Consider the following 20,965-nt stretch of genomic DNA (forward strand, 5'->3'; position numbering starts at 1 on the left):
AAAACCCCCTTCACGATCGTGAAGGGGGTTTTGTTTTTGGTTGGTATTTGTTTACCAGTGTGAGTGCTTACTCTTTAATGAGACGTTTTACAACGCTAGCCTGCTCACCTGATATCTGAACCATATACACTCCGGATGCCAATGAAGAAATATCAATCACTTTCTCACTTTGCATACCCTGCAAGTTGATGTCCATGACCATTTTTCCATTCACATCAAATATCGCTGCTTTGTCAAGCAAGATATTAGAGCTGTTAGAAAGAGTTACCTGACTTTGAGCCGGGTTTGGATATAATGCTATAGCAACATCTAATGCATTGTCATCCACTCCTAATATAGTTTCTACTGTAAGCTCGAAAGTACAAGTAGATACATTACCATACTCATCTTCTGCAGTACAGGTAACTGTGTAAGTACCGTCAGGTAACTGAGTACCTGCCACAGGATCCTGAGAAGTAATTGTTACAGGGTCCGTACAGTTATCTTCAGCAATAGCTTCGCCTGTTGCAAAGTAATCCGGTACAGTATAGAACAAGTTTCCTGGTCCTGGATCTACAGTTTGATCCGGAGGACAAGTAAGGTCTGGTCCTAATCTGTCCACTACGACAACCTCTGCAATACAGGAAGCTATATTACCGCTGGTGTCACTTACAAATACAGTAACCTGAATGATACCGGCAGCAATATCCGAACAATCAAACTCGGTTATATCTGCTGCTGCTGTGGCAATACCACAAGCTTCATCAGTATTAATGATCAAGTCAAAAGGATCTACTACTGCTTCACCATTTTCATCCAGTTCAACCTCATATGCAAGCGTAGGTATTCCATCATATTCGTAAGTAATACCCCAGGCATTTAAAGTTCCAAGGTCACCTCCGGCATTATCAGATACCGTTAATATCCAGTCTCCCATAGTACTTTCTCCGTCAAAAACAGAAAGTGGATTATTAGGTGTAAAGGAACCATTGATCGTTGGTATACCACCACCACACTCATCTTCAACAGGGCTTGCAGCCTCATCATCCAAGGTAGCTAAAATATCGTCTCCATCACATCCAGCTCCTATTCCTGTAAATCCTGGACGATCCATAATAACTGCTGTGGTACCCGCTGGAGATTCTATGGTTACAATAAGGTCTCCTACCCAGGTATGGGTGATATCTATGTCTACATTCAGATCTGTAATTGGAACATCATCTGTTACTGTTAAGGTTGTAGAAACTCCTCCCGGAGTATCATCAGGAATTGCTAAGCCCGGACTATCTGAAGCCGTACCAGTTTCTGTAGGAATACTTGGCCCGGCACAGGTGATCACCGGAGATACGTTATCAATTACATTAGCAGTAGCTGTACAGATAGAAGAGTTTCCACTTGTATCAGTCACCATAATATCTATAAGGTTCTCGCCTAAATTTGAACAATCAAAGTCTATAGTAGGACTTGGCCCTACTCCTACGCTATATTGAATATTTCCTTCAAAAACACGAGGAGCAAAAGTAAGTCCTGTGAAATCGTCAGCTTTTGCAGCTCCTTCCAGCAACTCTATGTTTGCGTCTGAAGCAACTATATCTCCAACTGCATTTCCATCATGGTAGTTAAATCCGCCACCTATTGGCGATACAAAGAATGCGTGTGTTTCTCCAGCAGGGATTACATATCCTAAGGCCAGATTCAATGGAGTTAATGCTCCATCTCCATTAGAAACAATTCCAACAGCTGTATCTAAAAGTGTCCAGTCTCCGGGTACATCTTCAGAACCAACGTGAGTTCCTACTTTTACCCAAACATTTACATCAAAGGTAACTCCTACGTCTCCATGAACATCGAAGGAATTTATAGTAACCTCATTAAGAGCATTCACATCGAACATATTTCCAAAGTTTCCATTACCTCCTATAAGAGGGGCTGAAAGTGTTCCAAAGACAGGAGGTACACCTACTGTACTTGCAACTACACTACCACAATTGTCTGTAGCATTTAAAATCAGGTCGCTTGCATTAATTGTAGCCATACCGTTAGCATCTAAGAAAACGTCAAGACCAACTCCCGGAGCAAGATACTCGTAAGTAATACCCCAAGTATTGATAGTTCCAAAGTCACCAAGAGCGTTATCAGATACTGTTAGTATCCAGTCTCCCATTGTACTCTCACCGTCAAAAACAGAAAGCGGATTGTTAGGTGTAAAAGAACCATTGATCGTTGGTACACCGGCATCACATTCGTCTTCAACAGGGTCTGTAGCCTCATCATCCAGAGAAGCTACAATATCGTCTCCATCACAACCAGCTCCTATTCCTGTAAATCCTGGACGATCCACAATAACAGCCGTGGTACCAGCAGGAGATTCTATCGTTACAATAAGGTCTCCTACCCAGGTATGGGATATGTCTAGATCTACATTAAGGTCGGTTATCTCAACATCTTCCGTTACTGTTAAAGTAGTAGAAACTCCAGCAGGGTCATTATCAACAAGCGCTAAAGCAGGGCTGTCTGAAGCCGAGTTAGTAGCTGTACCGGGTTGTCCTATACATGTGATAACAGGTGCTTCGTCATCGGTTACTGTTACATCAAAAGAACAATCTACCGAATTTCCTGATGGATCCGTATACGTATAGGTTACCGTAGTGGTTCCTACCGGATAGAAGTCTGATGCATCAGCAGTACCATTATAATCATTGGTCAATGAACCGCCTGCTCCAAGAGTTATCGTTAATTGGTAGAAATTATTTGTACAAAGTGTTGTTGGGTTTACTGCCGAATCTCCAACCAGAGTAAACGTAAGATCTGTTCCAAAGGTTGTTATCCACCCATTCCAGGTTGCCTCTGCTACTGTGAAAGTATTACTGTATCCACTGCAGTCAAAAGTATGTGAAGAATTATCATAGAATATAGAGGTACCGTCGGGACCAAGTATTTCAAATTCTTCGGAAGAAGAGTTCCAGTCACCATCATATACAGCATCAATAGTAACATCACCACCAATAGAGTTACTTAATCCGGTAACAGTGGTAGGAGTATCTAACAACGAGCCTCCTCCTAAAAATGTTGTGGACGGACCAACAACAACCGGTGCCAAGGTAGTTGGACAATTGTCCATTGGTGTTGGCGCAGGAACTGTTACGTTTGCACCACAAAGACCTGCATCATTGGTTTGTGTAATATCCGCAGGGCAGGTAATGGTTGGTGATTCGTTATCGATAACCGTAATAGTAAAAGAGCAAGTTACAGTATTGCTATCACTATCAGTAGCTTCATAAGTTACTACAGTATCACCTACCGGGAATTCATCTCCACTTACCAGTGGGCCGGAAGTTTGCGTAGTGGGAATGACACCATCTTCAGCATCCAGAGCAATTGCATCTGCATAAGTTACAACAGCGCCACAAGCGCCAGGGTCTGTATTAACCGTTACGTCTCCGGGACATACAATTACAGGAACCGTTTGTCCATAACTAATAACCCCAAAAAGGAGCAACGTAATGGTTAAGAAAAATAGTCTGTTTTTTTTCATGAATCTTGAAATTTGAGATTAGATAATTGGTTAATAATGTGTTAAGATACTATAATAAATTGTTAAAGAAAAAAAACAAAAGCATTTTTTATTCGATGATAAGCAAATTTTTAGAGCATAATAGTTTCATGGTTTTTATATATTTGTTTATTGACAAATTCCAGAGACAATGCGATACAGATTCCTTTTCTATATTATTTTAACAAGCTTACTTTCCTGTTCTGAAAATACTTCGGAAAAAAACAAAAAAGAAGAGTTTACAGACGGAGCTTCCACTCTATTTACAAAAGTCCCGTCAGAGACTTCTAAAGTCAAATTTCAGAATTTGGTTCAGGATAATCATGAGTATAATTTTTTAAATTATCCGTATTTGTATTCCGGTGCCGGAGTTGCTGTGGGAGATATTGATAATGACGGGTTTCAAGATATGTATCTGGTTTCAAATTTTGGGCCCAATAAACTCTATAAAAATAATGGTGATTTCACCTTTAAAGATATTAGTTCAACTTCAAAGACTACAGACGATCAGGGCTTTTCAACAGGTACTACTATGTTGGACATTAATAACGACGGGTGGCTGGATATCTATGTATGTAAAGCAGGGTCCTTAAATAATGATGATGCCAGAAGGAACAAGCTTTTTGTGAATCAAAAAAACGGGACATTTACAGAAGAAGCTGCTCAATGGGGGCTTGATGACCCCGGGTACACTACTCAGGTCTATCCTATCGATTATGATAAAGATGGTGATCTGGATCTGTATGTAGTAAATTATCGATATGATTTTACAAATAATGCTAAGATCAGTAGCAAGATTCAAAGTCAGATCGAAGAAGTAACCAGTGACCAACTCTATAGGAATGACGGAACCATATTTACTAAAGTTACGGAAGAAGCCGGACTCTACAATAAAACATGGGGACTGGCTGCTGCCATAGGTGATTTCAATAATGACGGATGGGATGATATCTACGTCTCAAATGATTATCTGGAACCGGATCAAATGTATATCAACCAGCAAGATGGAACCTTTCAAAACCAGATCAATTCACGTATCAAGCATATCTCTTTTAACAGTATGGGTAGTGACTATGCAGACCTCAACAATGACCTGTATCCCGATCTAATCACCCTGGACATGCTGGCTGAAAATTATGCCCGAAGTAAAGAAAATATGGCATCTATGAGTACGTCAAACTTTATGTCCATGGTAGCTGTTGGATATCATCATGCGTATATGGCTAATATGCTACATTATAATATGGGCAATGGTAATTTTGAAGAAACAGCCCAGTTGAGTGGTATTGTAAAGACAGATTGGAGTTGGGCTCCTCTTATTGCCGATTTTGATAATGACGGCTTCAAAGATATTTTTATTTCAAATGGAATTGTAAAGGACTATGGCAACCAGGACTTCAGAAATGAAATGCGTAAAAAACAAAAGGAAGGTGGTGCACATACGCTGGAAAGTATTTTGGCATTGCTCCCTTCTGAAAAACTGGATAATTATATTTATCAGAACAATGGTGACCTTACCTTTTCTAAAATGACCGAAGCATGGGGGCTAAAAGACCCCAACTTTTCAAATGGTGCTGCTTATGTCGATTTTGACAATGACGGTGACCTTGATTTAGTTGTTAATAATATCAACGATGATATTGGTTTGTACCGCAACAATGCCAATACCAATTTTATACAGTTAAAATTGGATGGGCCACAAAATAACAAAATAGGAATTGGTGCAGATGTCTATGTAAAAACTAAAGAGAATACTCAGTTTCAGGAACTACAATTAACCCGGGGGTATGAGTCATCCGTAACTAACATTCTACATTTTGGACTTGGAAACCAAAGTTCCATTGATGAAATACTTGTGGTCTGGCCGGATGATAAGATTTCTAAAATTGAGAATCCAAAGATCAATAAATTGATCGAGGTGGATTATGCTTCTGGAAAAGAGGGAGCCACAGTAGCTTTACGTAGTTACAGGTCGAATAAAAAAGAGGTTAACCCTGCTCAATTAGGGATTGATTATCAGCATAAAGAGAATTTATTCAACGACTATGCGTTACAGTTATTGCTGCCACAAAAGCAATCTACCAAAGGAACCGGCATTGCGAAAGCAGATGTAAATAATGATGGTTTAGATGACTTTTTTGTTGGGAACGCAGCCGGTGCTTCTGCTGCCTTATATATCCAAAATACAAATGGAGCCTTTTCAAAAAGTAATGAATCTTTGTGGAATACCGAAGCAAAATACGAAGATGCCAATGCCCTGTTTTTTGATGTCGATGGTGACGGTGACCAGGACTTGTATGTAGTTAGTGCCGGTTATGAATTGGCTGAAGATCATTCGCTACTACAAGACAGATTGTATACTAATGACGGAAATGGAAATTTTAGTAACAGTAGGTCCTTACCCAAAATGCTTACTTCCGGGAAAAGTGTTTCGGCTGCAGATTATGATGGAGACGGAGACACAGACTTGTTTGTGGGTGGAAACGTAATTCCGGGAAAATATCCGCTTTCACCTCGTTCCTATTTACTGAAAAATGAAAACGGAAAATTTACAGATGTTACCACATCGGACCCGGTTTTAGCTGAAGTCGGAATGGTCTCTGAAGCGATCTTTACCGATTATGACGGTGACAATGACCCGGATCTCATGATCGTTGGTGAATGGATGCAACCCTCCTTTTTTGAGAATACGAATGGTACTTTTGAAAAAATCGATGCGATCTCAGGACTTGAAAACAGTGAAGGATGGTGGTTTAGTATTTCCGCAGCAGATTATGACGGTGACGGTGACGAGGATTATATGTTGGGTAATATAGGTAAGAACAATAAATTTCAGCCAAAGAAAGACAAACCCATATACATCTACGGAAAAGATTTTGACAACAATGGAAGTTTTGATGTAGCCTTAAGTAAAATCAACAATGGAAAACTGGTTCCGGTGCGGGGGAAAGAATGTAGCAGCGAGCAAAATCCTTTCCTATTAGACAAGATCCAAACCTATAAAGAGTTTGCAAGCCTGGAAATGAAAGATATATACGGGGAAGATAAATTAAAAGATGCACATCAATTAGTAGCTCATATGTTTGAAAGTGTTTATCTTGAAAATCTTGGTGACGGAAATTTTAACATAAAAAAGCTTCCAAACGAAGCCCAGATAGGCCCTACGCTTTCCTTTGCGAATGCCGATTTTAACAACGACGGAAATATGGACGTTATGGGTATTGGTGCCATTTATGATGCTGAAGTAGAGACCATCCGTTATGATAGTAATTATGGTTATGTATTATTGGGAGATGGTAAAGGCAACTTTACTTATACCCATGAATATAAACCTTTCATTGATAGTGATTCTAAAGATATTGCTCAAATATCGATCCAGGGAAAGCCTCACTTCATGGTAGTGAGCAACAATGCTCCCTTAGAGGTTTTCTACTTCGAACCGTAATTAAAAAAAGGGAGTGTATTGTGATATTCTGAAATCGATGGTCGTTTTTTCGGGAAATTTCGCTTTCATTTTTTTGTAGGCATCAAGACTTCCCACTGCCCTGTTCGCTGCTCCTGAAGGGGCTGTAAGAGATACCGTTTTAATCCTTCTTAATATTCCCGGAAGTTCAAATTCATGGATTCGAGGGACTTCGTTTGAAAGGACCTTTAGAGGTATATCATATTTCCTGATATGTCTTCGGAAAAAATACTCGGAGCCATTTTTGCTATTTCCTCCCGTGAATAAGAGTGTATCTATTTTTGTATGCTGCTGAAGTATCTTTATGAGGTCCCGAAGCTCAATATCTTGCATTCCCAGATCTGAAGCATCTATTTTTTCTCGCTTCGCCGAAGCAACAATATCACAAATACCTATGCCCCTGTTTGTCAAAAAATGCTTGCGTTGCTGTATGGCTTCCGCAGTGGTTTCAAATTTTAGATTGAGATCAAAAATAGCATTCAAGATAGGCCATAATTGTCCGTCACGACTTCCGTAACAAAAATTCACATCGCCTTCTCTAAACTCACCTGTAGTAAATCTTGGTGGTGGCAACGTCCCAACAATAAGTTTAGTAGCCGTTTCCGGTATAAAAGGTTTATATGGATGGGTATGTAAAAAAATAATTATCTAATAAAGACCAATTCGGTTTCTGTAGACATAGGCTCACTGTAACCATAGCCTTCATAATTAAATCCTTTTACATCGTCCAATGTCGAAGCGTTGGTATCGATAAGATAGCGTGTCATATAACCACGAGCGAGTTTTGCAAAGGTCATAATAGATTTATACTCACCGTTTTTAAGGTCTTTAAATACAGCTGTGATCACCGGTACTTTTAATGCTTTGGTGTCAATGGCCTTAAAATACTCATTACTGGCCAAATTGATAAAAAGTTCATCATCCTTTAATTCGTCGTTCAACTCCTGTGTAATTTTTTTCTTCCAGAATTCATAAAGGTTCTTATTTTTTCCTACAGGGAATTTAGTTCCCATTTCCAAGCGGTACGGCTGTATAAGGTCCAATGGTTTTAAAATTCCGTAGAGACCGGAGATGATCCGAAGGCTATCTTGCAGAATTTCTATTTTGTTTTCCGGAAGGGTATAGACATCCAGTCCTCTATATACATCTCCACTAAAAACATATACGGACGGGCGTGCATTTGAAGGTGTAAAAGGCAGGTTCCAATCCTGGTTTCGTTCATAATTAAGCTGTCCCAGATTGGCCGAAATCCCCATTAGCTTTGACAAGCTTCTGGCAGATTTTTTCTTCAATAGTCTATTAAGTCTTTCGGCTTCCGCTAAAAAACATGCTTCGGTATATTTTGGAGTTGGCAATGCAGTTTCAAAATTTAATGACTTTGCCGGAGATAATACAATTTTCATTTGAAGTGCTTTTCTTCAAAATTACTAAGAATTGACGGAACTTTTACAGAAAAGAATCGGAAGTAATTATAGTCCAATAAAGTCTGTTAATTACTCGATCACATGTTTAGAATAATGGCGCCATTTTTCCAAACACGCTTCCATATCATCCGGGATGGATGTTTCAAAACGAAGTGTTTTTCCGGTAACGGGATGTATAAAGCCCAGTGTACGGGCATGCAGTGCCTGGCGTGGAAGAATTTTAAAACAATTTTCCACAAACTGTTTGTATTTACTGAAACTGGTTCCTTTTAAGATCCGTTCTCCTCCATAGCGTTCGTCATTGAATAATGTATGCCCAATATGTTTTAAATGAACCCGTATCTGGTGTGTACGCCCGGTTTCTAATCTACAGGAAACCAAAGTTACATATCCTAACCGTTCCAATACTTTATAGTGGGTGACTGCCGGTTTTCCTTTTTCGGCTTCATCGCCTTCAAAGACTGTGTTTTGCAATCTGTTTTTAGAATGACGGCCAATATTTCCTTCAATGGTACCACTATCTTCTTCCATATTTCCCCATACCAAAGCGACATATTCCCTTTCGGTTGTTTTATTAAAAAACTGCCTGGAAAGATGGGTCATGGCTTCTTCTGTTTTGGCAATGACCAGAAGGCCACTCGTGTCTTTATCTATCCGGTGTACCAGTCCGGGACGATTGCTGCTGTTGTTGGGTAAGTTTTCAAAATGAAAGGTGAGGGCATTGATAAGCGTCCCACTATAATTTCCATGACCGGGATGTACTACCATTCCGGCAGGTTTGTTGACTACCAGAACATGATCGTCTTCATGTAAAATGTCTATGGGGATGTCTTCAGGAACCAACAGGTATTCGTATGGAGGGTGCTCGAACAAAACTGTCACCACATCGTTCCCTTTTACCTTGTAATTGGATTTTACAGCGGTATCGTTCACGAAGATATTTCCGTCTTTGGCTGCTTTTTGAATCTTGTTCCGGGTAGCGTTTTCTACCTTATTCATAAGGTATTTGTCTACCCGTAGTGGTTGCTGCCCTTTGTCTGCTACAAACTTGTAATGTTCATATAGATCATCATTACCAGCGTCATTGACCGCTTCGTTAATTTCCTCCATCACCTTCGGTTTCAGTTGTAGTAGCTTCTTCAGAATTTTCTTCGACTTCCCGTCTCAGACTTCCGGAGCCATCTCCCAGAATCAAGTCGATAACAGAGGTTATTTGAAGCTCTGTACCCGGTTCTACCCTGGTGCCTTTATGACGTAATTCTAAAACCTCATCCTTTGCAATGTAAGGACGATAGCTCACCTTCCCCATTTTAAAGCCCATTGCCAATAAGGTGGGTTCTGCCTGTCTTCGGGTTCTGCCAACAACTTCAGGGATCACTACCTTGCGGTAACCCGACGGATTAAGGTAGAGGTATATCTTTCGGTCTTCCTTGACAAATTTTCCTGCTTTTGGTATTTGTTCGATCACCGAATATTTTGGGAACTCAGGATTGTAGTTCGCAGAATCCAATATTTCATAACGCAGGTCGTTCTCATTCAGAACATCTTCTACAGCATCCAGTGACATTTTTGCAAGATTCGGCACTTCTATTTGTTGTCCATGATTAGTAGTACTTCGTAACCACCATAAGATCAAAAAGGAAAGTATAATGACTGCCAAAATCGCGTAGAGCAATTGTTTTAAAAATACTTTGGTAAACAAAAATTTGAAAAATGACATATGTTGATAGTTAATAGGCAAAAATATGAAACCTAAAGTTAGTATCTTTCTAACGATTAGTGATATTTTTGTTAAACGTTGTAATTAAAGTTTTGTTATGGCAAAAAAACATATAGCAGTAGCCATGGGAGGTTACTCCAGTGAGTTTGAAATATCCTTAATGAGTGGTAAAGTGGTCTGCGAGTCGCTGGATGCTTCTTTGTATTATATCTATCCTGTACATATTTTAAAGGAGGGTTGGCATTATGTTGCTGAAAACGGCACAAAATATTCTGTTAACAGAGCAGATTTTAGCTTTGAAACAGCAACGGGAACAATCGTACCCGATGCTATTTTCAATACCATTCACGGTACACCGGGTGAGGATGGTTATATGCAGGCCTACTGGGAACTGCTGGGAATACCGCAGACAAGTTGTGGTTTTTATCAGGCTGCACTAAGTTTTAACAAAAGAGATTGTTTGTCGGTTTTGCAGCACTTCGGAATTAAATGTGCGAACTCCTACTATCTAAATAAAGGAAATAATATTCATACTGAAGAGATCGTAAAAATTGTGGGACTCCCCTGCTTTGTAAAGCCCAATCGTTCGGGTTCCAGCTTTGGAATAAGTAAGGTACACGATATGGAAGATCTGGTTCCGGCGATTGAAAAAGCCTTTACGGAAGACACTGAGATCATTATCGAAACGGCTTTGGTAGGTGTGGAAGTTTCGGCAGGAGCTTATAGAAATGGTGATGAGGTTATTGCACTGCCATTGACTGAAATTGTTTCTGAAAACGACTTCTTTGATTATGAAGCTAAATATTTAGGACAGTCACAAGAAATTACCCCGGCACGTATTTCAGAAAAGGAAACCCAAAAAGTACAGGCCGAAGTGAGGCGTATCTATAGTTTGCTGAAAATGGATGGGGTAACACGCAGTGAGTTTATTATGCAGGATGGGAAACCTTATTTTATTGAAATAAATACAACCCCAGGGATTTCTAAAGAGAGTATCATCCCCAAACAGGTACGTGAAGCGGGAATGACCCTGACCCAATTCTTTGGTATACTGGTGGAGAATGTTTTATAGGGGTTGGGAGCTGGAAGCTGGAGGATTGAGGCTGGGAGTTTGGAGTACAAGTGTCATTGGAGTGTGCGACCGATGAATCTAAAAGATTCCTCACATACGTTCGGAATGACAAAAGGGTTTGAAGCGTGGAGTGGAGAGCAAGAAGTTGGGAGTTTGGAGTTTGAAGTCACTTTGACTATGTTCAGTGACAGGATTATACATACTTTTAAAAAAACTAAGTATCTTTAAATTATGAAACGTGCTGTTTTTCCCGGTTCTTTTGACCCCATTACTCTGGGGCATGTTGACCTTATCAACAGAGCCTTACCGCTTTTTGATGAAATTATCATTGCCATTGGGGTGAATGCCGATAAAAAATATATGTGGCCACTGGAGGACCGCAAACGTTTTATTGAAGCGACCTTTGTCCACGAACCCCGTATAAAAGTAAAGACCTATAAAGGGCTGACGGTTGTTTTTTGCAAGGCTGAAAATGCCCAATTTATCCTTCGCGGACTTCGCAATACGGCAGATTTTAACTACGAGCAATCCATTGCCCAAACCAATCACGGAATGGCTGATGTGGAAAGTGTCTTTTTGATGTGCTCCCCGGAAGTTTCCAATATTTCTTCTTCTATTGTACGGGATGTACAGCGAAACGGTGGTGATATTAGTGGTTTGGTACCAGAAGCTGTTAAAGGGGTGTAAACTACATTAGTATATCCAGGTTATATGTAATAAATTAAACAGATGATAAAATAGATCATTTTAATTGGCTTTTCATCCATAAAAAAATAAAAGATGTTCAATATTTTCAAAAAGAAGTCGGAAGTAGAAAAATTAGAAATGAAGTACAAAAAGCTACTGGAAGAATCCTATAAACTTTCCCATGTCAATCGAAAAGAAAGTGATGCCAAAACAGCAGAGGCTGAGGAAGTTTTGAAACAAATATCTATATTAAACTCAAAAAAATAGCATGGGGTTTTATCAATTAAAAAAAGAACAATTTTTTAATCAACCTGTTTCAGTTTTATGGGATTTCATATCAAAACCCGAGAACTTAAAAAAAATTACGCCTGATTATATGGGCTTTGATATTATTTCCGAGGGTGAACTGGATGAAATGTACGAAGGTATGATCATAGCTTATAAAGTATCGCCCTTATTGGGTATCAAGACCACTTGGGTAACCGAAATTACTCATATAAAACATCAAAAATATTTTGTAGATGAACAACGGATTGGGCCTTATAAATTATGGCATCATCAACACATTTTAAAAGAAAAAGAAAATGGCACCTTAATGTCAGATATATTAAGTTATCAACCACCTTTTGGTGTTTTGGGCAACATTGCAAATAGAATCATTATTAAACAAAAGTTAAAAGAGATATTTGATTATCGACAAGAGGTCCTCAACAAACTATTTAAAAAATAAAAAGCATATAACAATAGATATGAAATCATAGCCACCTATTAGCGGGCTAAGTTTCATCCACAAACCCTTGTGTACAATTAAACCTGATAAATGTTTCAAAATATTAGAATGAATGTGATAAGAACCGCTCCAAATGGAATTGTGAATTCAGATACCATTTTGATTTTACCCAAGATCAAGAATTAGTTTCCGCAAAATATTCAGGAGGGAAAATTAGAAGAGGGTATTTAGTGGGTAATGTAAAAAACAACAAATTACATTTTAGTTATTGTCAGGTTAGAATTAATGCAATGATGGATCATGGAACTTCCGTTTGCAAAATTTCATATAAGGATGATAAGCTCATTTTAACAGAGGAATTTGAAATGTCTTCCGAAAGTGGAAAAGAGATTGGAGTAAATATATTTAAAGAATTGTAGTCAATGTATATCAGTAAAGAAAGTAAACAGCAAACTGAAGAAAGATTAATAAGAGTATTGAAATCTTCAGACTTTAAGGTTTATCAAGAGCCATACTATTTCAGAGAGTTACCTTTAAATAATTTTGTAATGGATCCTAATGCGTTGGCAATTGTTAGGGATGACGAGGTGTGGAGTCTTTTGGTTCCGGTTGAAAAGGAAGGTACTGAAAATTTTAAAATTTTCAGATTTCACTTTAAATCCGGATTGGACAATAGTGGATTTGTTGGCTGGCTTGCCACTAAAATTAAGGAAAAATTCGGTTCAGGAATATTTGTTACTTGTGGTCAGAATTCTAACTCAGGAGGAATATTTGATTATAATGGATGTCCAATTGAAATAGCAGACGAGATAATCAGTTATATTCACGAATTAAGAACATAAACTGTACACAACAATGGCTATAAGCAACCAGCCCGACAGAGTTGTTCCGGCGGGTTGCTTGTCCCCGCCTACTTTGGAAATTCCTTCGGAATTTCTATGGTTCATTTTCTTTTGCTAACTTAGCTCTAACGCAACGAAACCATACACGAACACGTTGTGTACAATTTTAATAATGAAAAGTTTAACTATCATATTATTCATTCCCTTTATTGTCTTAGGACAAAAGTCAATCAAAGAAAGTGATATAGAGATTCATACACAATTGACCTTATTGTCCGTTGACTCGACTGACGTATTGGAATTTGAAAAAAGTATGAATTCTTTATCCAAATTAGCCAGGAGAATTAAACTCAAAGAAGATTACGATTGGTTGCTATACAAATCGGATTCGAACCAATATTTAATCGTTAATTTCAGTAATGGGATCAAAGACGCCCTAACAATTGAAGATTATAGAGTCGCTTTTCAAAATCAAAAAGTCGGAATTGAATTCGAAAAAGCAATCCAATCAATAAAACATCTCGGAATTACATCGGACAGAAATTACATCAAACAAATGGTGTTACCATGGAGTACAGTAAAGCAAATTTCGGTTTCTGAGTTTCCACTTGCCCAAATGATTGAGTACAAAATTAAAGTGGATAAAATTGATGTCTTTGATGAACAAATCAGAAAACTGGTTAGAATTCTAAAAGAAACCAAGTACCCTTATCCACTCGAAGGAAATCGAGGTTCTTTAGGTGCTTATAGTACTATGACTTTAGTTTGGTTTTATGACAATATTGACGAATTTAAAGGTGCAAAGAGTATTGATAATTGGATGAATAATAAAAAGGAAGTACAAATGATTTTTGAAAATATAAACGAAATTTCTCAATCAAAAAAAGTACATAATCTGAATTATATAAAGGAATTAAGCTATTAAAAAACTGTACACTTAAGCCGTGTATAAAAAATTGCCTGGTTCTCGCCTACGTGGAAATTCCTTCGGAATTTCCTATGGTTCATTTTCTTTTGATAACTTAGTTCTAGCCACCGCAACTAACCATACACTAGACCGTTGTGGTGCATTTAAACAAACTCTTGAAATGAATTTAAAATTTGCCAAATATTTGATAATTATACTGCTTTTGGCAAGTTGTGGAAAGCAAGAAACTGAAAAAAGGAATTATGGATTTCTAAAAGACGAAAATGGAAGTTTAAATGTATCTCTTGAATTATCAGAATTTAAGAATTATGGAATACTCGTTGACCGAATTCGTGAAATAACCTGCAATGATAGTATTCCAAATATAGTCATTAAAGATAATAATCTAATTCGGAACATCTATCCTATTGAACATTGCGAACCGATGATTTTTGACCCAGATGGAAAACACTATGTTTCTTTTGCAAAAGGTAATTTTTATAAAGACCATTCTAGCAAAGAAATTAATATGGATTCTTTAGCCTGGACTTTAAAGAATGATTTTGCCTATTTTAAAGTAGAAGACGAAACTGATGTTATAAAAAGTTATTTTACGATTATCAAATCCAATCGGAACGAAAAAGTTGACGGAATTGAAAATTTCCTAACGGACTTAACTCAAGAATATGACAAACTAAAAACTGAATTAGAACTGAATATATCATTTTGGGAAGTTGTGCCTTATTTACCACCGCCTGAAATAGAAGAAGACAAAAAAACTGAATAAAAAACGACACCACAACACCGTATATAATTAACCAGCCCGACAGAGTTGTTCCGGCAGGTTGCTTGTTCTTTTGGGAATTCCTTACGGATTTTCAGTTTGGCATTTTCCGCAAAAGGCGGATAAGTGTTAATCCACACAACTAATCATACACAAGACTGCTGTATTTTATTGAAAATGATACATGCTCTACAAAAAAGATATTTAAAGGAGCTTGTTCTTATCTAAGAGTTGAATTAAATGTGATTTTATAGATTTACTAAAAGGTATCTTGTCCTTATTGACCATGACCAACCGGTTTCCCTCAATACCAATTATGTGGTTCAAATTGACGATAAATGATTTTTGAATTCGCAGGAAATTTTTTATCGGTAGGATCTCCTCTAATTTCGACAGGCTCAATAAAGTGGTTACTTGTGTGTCTTTACATTTAAATTGCACATATTTTTGCATACCCTCAATATATAATATCTCTTCAAATTTTACTTTTATAGCCTTATAGTCAGATTTTACAAAAATATAGTCAGATGCAATATCGGTATCTGGAATAGAGATTTCTTTTTTGTCCTTTTTTTGATTTAACAATTCCAGCACTTTTGCAATAGCTTGAAAAAACCTGTCAAATTTTACAGGCTTTAACAGATAATCGACAACATTCAATTCATATCCTTCTATAGCATATTCTGAGTAAGCAGTAATTAATACCGTCAAAGGTAGCGGCTGAATGACTCGTAATAATTCAATCCCGGTTAAGTCAGGCATTTGAATATCCAGCAGCAATATATCAATAGTTTCATTTTTAATAAAAGAAAGAGCATCCATGGCAGTTTGGCAAGTACCTACTACCTTAATGTCAGGAATTTTTGAAAGGTAATTTTTCAAAAGATTTTGTGCCAAAATCTCATCTTCGACAATTAAACATTTATACTTTTCCAATTAGAGTAGATTTATGGTTAATGACACCTCAAACGTCGTCAATTCTTTGTGAATATCAAATTGATGCATACTTGGATAACTATGTTTCAATTGCTCTCGAATATTGGCTATTCCAATCCCTACATCCTTTTTGTTTTGTTGAAAGGAATTTTTAGTTTTAAAATATAAAACATCATCTTCTATCGTGAGCTTAATTTGCAAAAAACCATTCGGGTTATAGTTAATATCGCCATGCTTAAAACAATTCTCTACTAAATTAACCAAAATTAGTGGTGCAATTTTATGATGATGTTCAACCCCTTCAATAGTCAGTTTTATCTGCTCCGCTCCTTTCATCTTTTTTAGTAATTGTAAAGCTATGTATTCTTTAACCAAACCGGCTTCTTTTTCCAATGGCACGGTTTCCTTTTTGCCTTCATAAATAAGGTACCTTAAAATTTCTGATAGCTTTTCAATCATTATTGGTGCATGGTCATGCTTGTCAATACTTAAAGAATATATATTGTTTAAAGTGTTAAATAAAAAATGTGGGCTTACTTGAGATTTTAAAAGTAATAGCTCGGTTTTTAATTTCTGGTTACTCAACGCTAAACTTCGTTTTTTCTCCAGTTCATATTGATTGACTTTCCAAAACAAGAAAGAAATTAAAATTAAAGAGATAAAGTTAGCGGTAAAAGAAAAAATAATTCTGTGAGGTAAGGGATCCAGCAAATAATATCCTAAATCTAACAGATAGTAAGGAATAAAAAGGAGCAGAAAAAAAACAATTATACTAATGATGTAAACAAGTTTTCCCTTTCTTTCAAAAAATTTCGGAATGAAAAAAAACAAATTTGCGTAAGCTATAAAAGCATTAATACTACATTCTAAAAGACTAAAGAAAATGGCCTCTTTCCATTCATAATCAAATAGCATAGAATCCAGTATAATCCCAAAGATGAAGAGCCATAACAAAATATGATAAACAACAATTTTTTTCATAACTGGACTAAATTGAACTCCCTAAATGTATTAGTATATCCTCAAAGAAATAAATATAATCCATGAAAGTACAGATTTAAGGAATGAAATATCATTTAATTGGAAAAACCAACGGTTCAGTCTTATACTCCCAAAAAAGCTGCTTTGGTGGAAAAATCTTTAGCGATGGGATGGGTTGAAGTACTTTCGAATTATTGTTTTACTAAAATTATAAATTATGAAAATCAAAAAGGTTCTTTTTAGCAGTGTTTTAATACTATCCTTAACAATCGCTACGGGCTGCGATAAAGATACAATAGAGGATTTGCCCACAATTTCACCGCCAAATGATACTATCGCTTTTAGAATGCCAGGTGAAGAAGCAGAACATGAAGGTACTTGGTTACAATGGCCACATAAATACACCTATGGTGAACAACATCCTAATAGATATGACCAAATATGGGTTGACATGACCAAAGCTTTACATACAGGAGAGAAAGTACATATTGTCGCTTATGATGAAGTGGAGAAAAATAGAATTACCCAGCTTTTGGAAAATACCAGTGTAGATATGAGCCAAATTGACTTTCTTATTGAAAAAACCGAGGATGTTTGGGTTAGGGACAACGGTCCTATTTTCGTCCATGACCAAAATAACAACTTGATGATTACCAATTGGGAATTCAATGGATGGGGAGGAAGACATAGTTTTCATTATGACAATCAAATTCCTTCTCATATCAGCAATGCAATTGATGTTTCAAAAATAGATATTAACATGGTACTTGAAGGAGGAGCGATCGAAGTGGACGGAGAAGGCACATTAATGGCTACGAGGAGTTCCATTTTGAATGATAATAGAAATCCGGGGTTATCACAGGCACAAGCAGAGACTTTCTTTAAACACTATTTAGGCGTTACTAATTTTGTTTGGTTAGACGGAATAGCCGGTCAGGATATTACAGACTACCATATTGATGGATTTGCCAGGTTTGTACAGGGAAATATCCTTTTAACTCATGCTAAAGAATATATGCTTTCGCCTAATGAATATGAAGTTTTATCGACTGCTAAAAATGCAAATGGTGAATTATATACCCGAGTAGAATTGCCCATTGCGATAAGTGTAGAAGGAAGCTATATGAACTATTATGTTGGAAATGAAGTGGTGCTTGTCCCTAACTATAATGAACCTACAGATTCAGAAGCTAATGCTATTCTTCAAAGATTATATCCGGAAAGGAAAGTCGTTGGAATCATTGTTAACGAATTATGGGAAGATGGAGGTGCAATTCATTGCGTTACCCAACAACAGCCAAAATAAAGCCAGGGAACAAAGTCTAATAAATGAAGAAGATGTATGATCTATGATCATACATCTTTTGTAGTGATCACTACGGTATTATCCACCTCTGCCTGTTTTCTTGGCCACTTTGTCTGGAAGTGGCAAGATAAAAAGAGAATAGAAAGATTAACCAAGAGAAAGGAGATCCTTGAAAAAGAACTTGGCATTAAGAATTAATCTCTATCTTTACCATTCTCCCTTAGTACATGATATCCAATTATTTTATACATAATAAAAATAATTATGGCAATTCATGCAAATAAAACACCCCCGGACAAGAAACAACCGGCTACCCATAAGATTCTTCAAAAACAAAGTGATGAAGCATCTAATTTTCAATTTACAGACAATCGCCCCGAAACCATTGTTCAAAGAAAGCTCCAGAGAATGGCAAGCAATAGTAGCCAGGTAACACAATTAGCAGCATTTCAGGAAATAGCTACCCATAGTTCACAAACAGATCAATTAAACGGGATGGCCATACAGTTAAAAGCTGCTACTGCTGTGGGTAGTACGCATTTAGTTAAAAAAGAAGGTAAGTCCCTAATGAAAGGAGGAAAAGGAGAATTTATCAAATCTAAAACCAAGCTAGACGTGGACCCAAATGATCGGGTCATCTCACGTAGAGGCCCTAATCAGGAACTTGTGGACGACTACGACAAAAGAGGTGAACACATGTACCGCTGGTATAAAATAGATGAATATGAAAAAAATGGAATGGAAAAAGTTGACACTTCGGGAGAGGATACATACATACGAGAGCATACGTTCAGGTTTAATGAGGAAGGTAACGAGCCGGTAAAAGCACATGACCTAAGTGAAATACCGGGCAAACGAACACGACAAAGTCATGTCGCGATAAGGTTTGAAGCATGGTACAACAGTACTGAAGCTATTGATAGAACGGGGCATATGGTGATGGAAGATTATAGCGAAAAATCCCACAAGAGAGACTCGATATATGAATATGCGTGGGGTGAAGACACGCCCATAAATATAAAACAGCATCACGAGCAACTTAATGAGCAGGCACCGGATGTCATTAAAATGGCGGGTGATCTTCCAGTGAAGGAAATTAATGAGAATGAAATATCTGTGGGCCGATTTCCTAAATCAAAGCATAAGAAACTACTTCCAAGACATGAGAGTCGTAGAGTAAATGAAGAGCGCCTGAAAGGGCAGAAACGATATAAGAGTAAAAAAAGCGATAACTATATATCAAAAGATAATGGCAATCCCGGTATTCCACGTTTTAATGAGGTAAAAAGTGTAGAAATCCTGGTGACAATGGAAGAGTACCATAAGCTAAAGACTTGGTTTTCTATGCGGGAACAGAATGGTTTTTACTGTATGTATAGGGAAGCGAGGACGGCTCTCGATTTAAAATTGGCGACAAGGTGCCTGTCGTTTCTGGAGGATATTGCGATCATGCGTAAACAAAACAAGCTAGAACCCGGTCATGCAGCAAAACTTTTGGAACAATTTGCTATATTGAACAAGGTGACTAAAGACCATCAATGGGAAAAAGGAGTTTGATCCTCCTTTATAATAATCTCTTTTCCTCACTCTATCAAGCTTTATCATATCTATCCTTCCCTGAATAGAGAATTAGATATTAAAAATTAATCTTTACCTTTCTCCTCTTTATAGGTGTATCTCAATATATTATTAAGAGAAAATTTCTGAGTTTACGAGCCTATCCCTTGAAAAAATAAAAAAGCTAAGGGTCCCCAAAAAGAAATAGTTGTGAGTTGAAGAGTTGTGAGTTGTTTATTTTTTTTCTGTTAATTTGGCACTAGACACAATCAATGAGTACATTATTTGAAATTGTTTTAAGACGCACAATTACTCTGTACATAGGAGGAGAAATTAATAAACTATATAAAACACCCCCAATTAAAACATGAAAATACTACTCCTCGGCGCAACAGGCAGGACAGGGAAATTAGTCCTAAAAGAAGCTGTAAGCAAAGGTTATGAGGTTAATTGTTTGGTTCGTGATCCGCAAAAACTGGATACAAACCTTAAAGAGGTAACTATTTATGAAGGTTCTCCGGAAATACATACAGATCTGGAAAATGCCATGATAAACTGCGAAGCGATCATTAACGTATTGAACATTTCACGTAAAACAGATTTTCCCTGGTCTTCATTAAGAACACCACCTAAATTTCTTTCGGAAGTAATGAAAGACCTCATACAGCTTGCCGAAAAACATCAAGTAAAAAGAGTTATTGTATGTTCGGCCTGGGGTGTTGCCGAAACCCAAAAAGATATACCTATTTGGTTTACATGGCTTATTAAAAACAGTGCTATTGGTGTTACATACAAGGACCACGAACGGCAAGAAAGTCTTTTAAGATCATCTCTCTTAAATTGGACAATTATTAGGCCGGTAGGGTTGACAAACGGAAAAAAAGAACAGAAAATCATTGAAAGTTATGATAATACACCCAAACCTCGTTTAACAATTAACAGGAATAGTGTCGCCAAATATATGGTAGCATGTATCGATAATACCAATATGATAGGAAAAACACCTGTGATTTCCGGGTGAAAA

18 protein-coding genes and 1 pseudogene are annotated in these 20,965 nt (G+C 37.3%); 12 read left to right on the forward strand and 7 right to left on the reverse strand.

What is annotated here, in order from left to right:
- Nucleotides 1–67 precede the first annotated feature (67 nt).
- Complete coding sequence (locus ACY2RT_RS10505; RefSeq protein WP_490155871.1) at nucleotides 68–3,514, reverse strand: HYR domain-containing protein; 3,447 nt, start codon at nucleotides 3,512–3,514, stop codon at nucleotides 68–70.
- A 169-nt stretch (nucleotides 3,515–3,683) separates the two neighbouring features.
- Here ACY2RT_RS10505 and ACY2RT_RS10510 point away from each other — a divergent pair, with 169 nt between their 5' ends.
- Nucleotides 3,684–6,977: a VCBS repeat-containing protein gene (locus ACY2RT_RS10510; RefSeq protein ID WP_490155872.1), complete on the forward strand. Its 3,294-nt coding sequence runs from the start codon at nucleotides 3,684–3,686 to the stop codon at nucleotides 6,975–6,977.
- On the opposite strand, the gene ACY2RT_RS10515 is transcribed toward ACY2RT_RS10510, so the two are convergent.
- The 4 genes from ACY2RT_RS10515 to ACY2RT_RS10530 form a co-directional block, all read right to left on the reverse strand.
- Nucleotides 6,978–7,637: a uracil-DNA glycosylase family protein gene (locus ACY2RT_RS10515; RefSeq protein ID WP_490156135.1), complete on the reverse strand. Its 660-nt coding sequence runs from the start codon at nucleotides 7,635–7,637 to the stop codon at nucleotides 6,978–6,980.
- Nucleotides 7,638–7,639: 2 nt separating this feature from the next.
- Nucleotides 7,640–8,398 (reverse strand): peroxide stress protein YaaA, encoded by a 759-nt coding sequence (gene yaaA, locus ACY2RT_RS10520; protein ID WP_490155873.1) that lies wholly within the window; start codon nucleotides 8,396–8,398, stop codon nucleotides 7,640–7,642.
- A gap of 90 nt (nucleotides 8,399–8,488) precedes the next feature.
- Nucleotides 8,489–9,529 carry an RluA family pseudouridine synthase gene (locus tag ACY2RT_RS10525; protein WP_490155874.1) on the reverse strand — a complete coding sequence of 347 codons (1,041 nt, stop codon included), beginning with the start codon at nucleotides 9,527–9,529 and terminating at the stop codon, nucleotides 8,489–8,491.
- Nucleotides 9,516–10,139: a PASTA domain-containing protein gene (locus tag ACY2RT_RS10530; RefSeq protein ID WP_490155875.1), complete on the reverse strand. Its 624-nt coding sequence runs from the start codon at nucleotides 10,137–10,139 to the stop codon at nucleotides 9,516–9,518. Before ACY2RT_RS10530 ends, ACY2RT_RS10525 begins: the two co-directional genes overlap by 14 nt.
- Before the next feature lie 97 nt (nucleotides 10,140–10,236).
- Between ACY2RT_RS10530 and ACY2RT_RS10535 the strand changes: the two genes are divergently transcribed.
- The 8 genes and pseudogenes from ACY2RT_RS10535 to ACY2RT_RS10570 all read left to right on the forward strand — a co-directional run bounded on the left by ACY2RT_RS10535 (nucleotide 10,237) and on the right by ACY2RT_RS10570 (nucleotide 15,164).
- On the forward strand, nucleotides 10,237–11,211 hold the full coding sequence (locus ACY2RT_RS10535) for a D-alanine--D-alanine ligase (RefSeq protein WP_490155876.1): 975 nt from the start codon (nucleotides 10,237–10,239) through the stop codon (nucleotides 11,209–11,211).
- Nucleotides 11,212–11,442: 231 nt separating this feature from the next.
- Nucleotides 11,443–11,898 carry a pantetheine-phosphate adenylyltransferase gene (gene coaD, locus ACY2RT_RS10540; protein ID WP_490155877.1) on the forward strand — a complete coding sequence of 152 codons (456 nt, stop codon included), beginning with the start codon at nucleotides 11,443–11,445 and terminating at the stop codon, nucleotides 11,896–11,898.
- A 93-nt stretch (nucleotides 11,899–11,991) separates the two neighbouring features.
- Nucleotides 11,992–12,165, forward strand: coding sequence for a Lacal_2735 family protein (locus ACY2RT_RS10545; protein ID WP_490155878.1), 174 nt, complete (start codon nucleotides 11,992–11,994; stop codon nucleotides 12,163–12,165).
- 1 nt (nucleotide 12,166) lies between these two features.
- Entirely contained in the window at nucleotides 12,167–12,628 is a 462-nt protein-coding gene (locus ACY2RT_RS10550) for an SRPBCC family protein (protein ID WP_490155879.1), read from the forward strand.
- 164 nt (nucleotides 12,629–12,792) lie between these two features.
- Nucleotides 12,793–13,047 (forward strand): annotated as a pseudogene (locus tag ACY2RT_RS10555) (avidin-fold protein); the annotation flags it as partial.
- A gap of 3 nt (nucleotides 13,048–13,050) precedes the next feature.
- A complete protein-coding gene (locus ACY2RT_RS10560; RefSeq protein ID WP_490155880.1) occupies nucleotides 13,051–13,470 on the forward strand; it encodes a DUF6196 family protein in 420 nt (139 codons plus the stop codon).
- A gap of 172 nt (nucleotides 13,471–13,642) precedes the next feature.
- Entirely contained in the window at nucleotides 13,643–14,395 is a 753-nt protein-coding gene (locus tag ACY2RT_RS10565; protein ID WP_490155881.1) for a hypothetical protein, read from the forward strand.
- A gap of 19 nt (nucleotides 14,396–14,414) precedes the next feature.
- Nucleotides 14,415–15,164, forward strand: a complete 750-nt coding sequence (locus tag ACY2RT_RS10570; protein WP_490155882.1) for a hypothetical protein — start codon at nucleotides 14,415–14,417, stop codon at nucleotides 15,162–15,164.
- Between the two features lie 201 nt (nucleotides 15,165–15,365).
- Here ACY2RT_RS10570 and ACY2RT_RS10575 read toward each other — a convergent pair whose 3' ends face one another.
- Together ACY2RT_RS10575 and ACY2RT_RS10580 are read right to left on the reverse strand one after the other, a co-directional pair.
- Nucleotides 15,366–16,097 (reverse strand): LytR/AlgR family response regulator transcription factor, encoded by a 732-nt coding sequence (locus tag ACY2RT_RS10575; protein ID WP_490155883.1) that lies wholly within the window; start codon nucleotides 16,095–16,097, stop codon nucleotides 15,366–15,368.
- Complete coding sequence (locus ACY2RT_RS10580; RefSeq protein ID WP_490155884.1) at nucleotides 16,098–17,078, reverse strand: sensor histidine kinase; 981 nt, start codon at nucleotides 17,076–17,078, stop codon at nucleotides 16,098–16,100.
- A 217-nt stretch (nucleotides 17,079–17,295) separates the two neighbouring features.
- On the opposite strand from ACY2RT_RS10580, the gene ACY2RT_RS10585 reads away from it, so the two are divergent.
- The 3 genes from ACY2RT_RS10585 to ACY2RT_RS10595 all read left to right on the forward strand — a co-directional run bounded on the left by ACY2RT_RS10585 (nucleotide 17,296) and on the right by ACY2RT_RS10595 (nucleotide 20,962).
- Nucleotides 17,296–18,384, forward strand: coding sequence for an agmatine deiminase family protein (locus ACY2RT_RS10585; protein WP_490155885.1), 1,089 nt, complete (start codon nucleotides 17,296–17,298; stop codon nucleotides 18,382–18,384).
- Nucleotides 18,385–18,648: 264 nt separating this feature from the next.
- Nucleotides 18,649–19,941, forward strand: a complete 1,293-nt coding sequence (locus tag ACY2RT_RS10590; protein ID WP_490155886.1) for a hypothetical protein — start codon at nucleotides 18,649–18,651, stop codon at nucleotides 19,939–19,941.
- Between the two features lie 367 nt (nucleotides 19,942–20,308).
- A complete protein-coding gene (locus ACY2RT_RS10595) occupies nucleotides 20,309–20,962 on the forward strand; it encodes an NAD(P)-dependent oxidoreductase (protein WP_490155887.1) in 654 nt (217 codons plus the stop codon).
- Nucleotides 20,963–20,965 lie beyond the last annotated feature (3 nt).

The organism is Ulvibacter sp. 2210JD10-4, assembly GCF_058148525.1.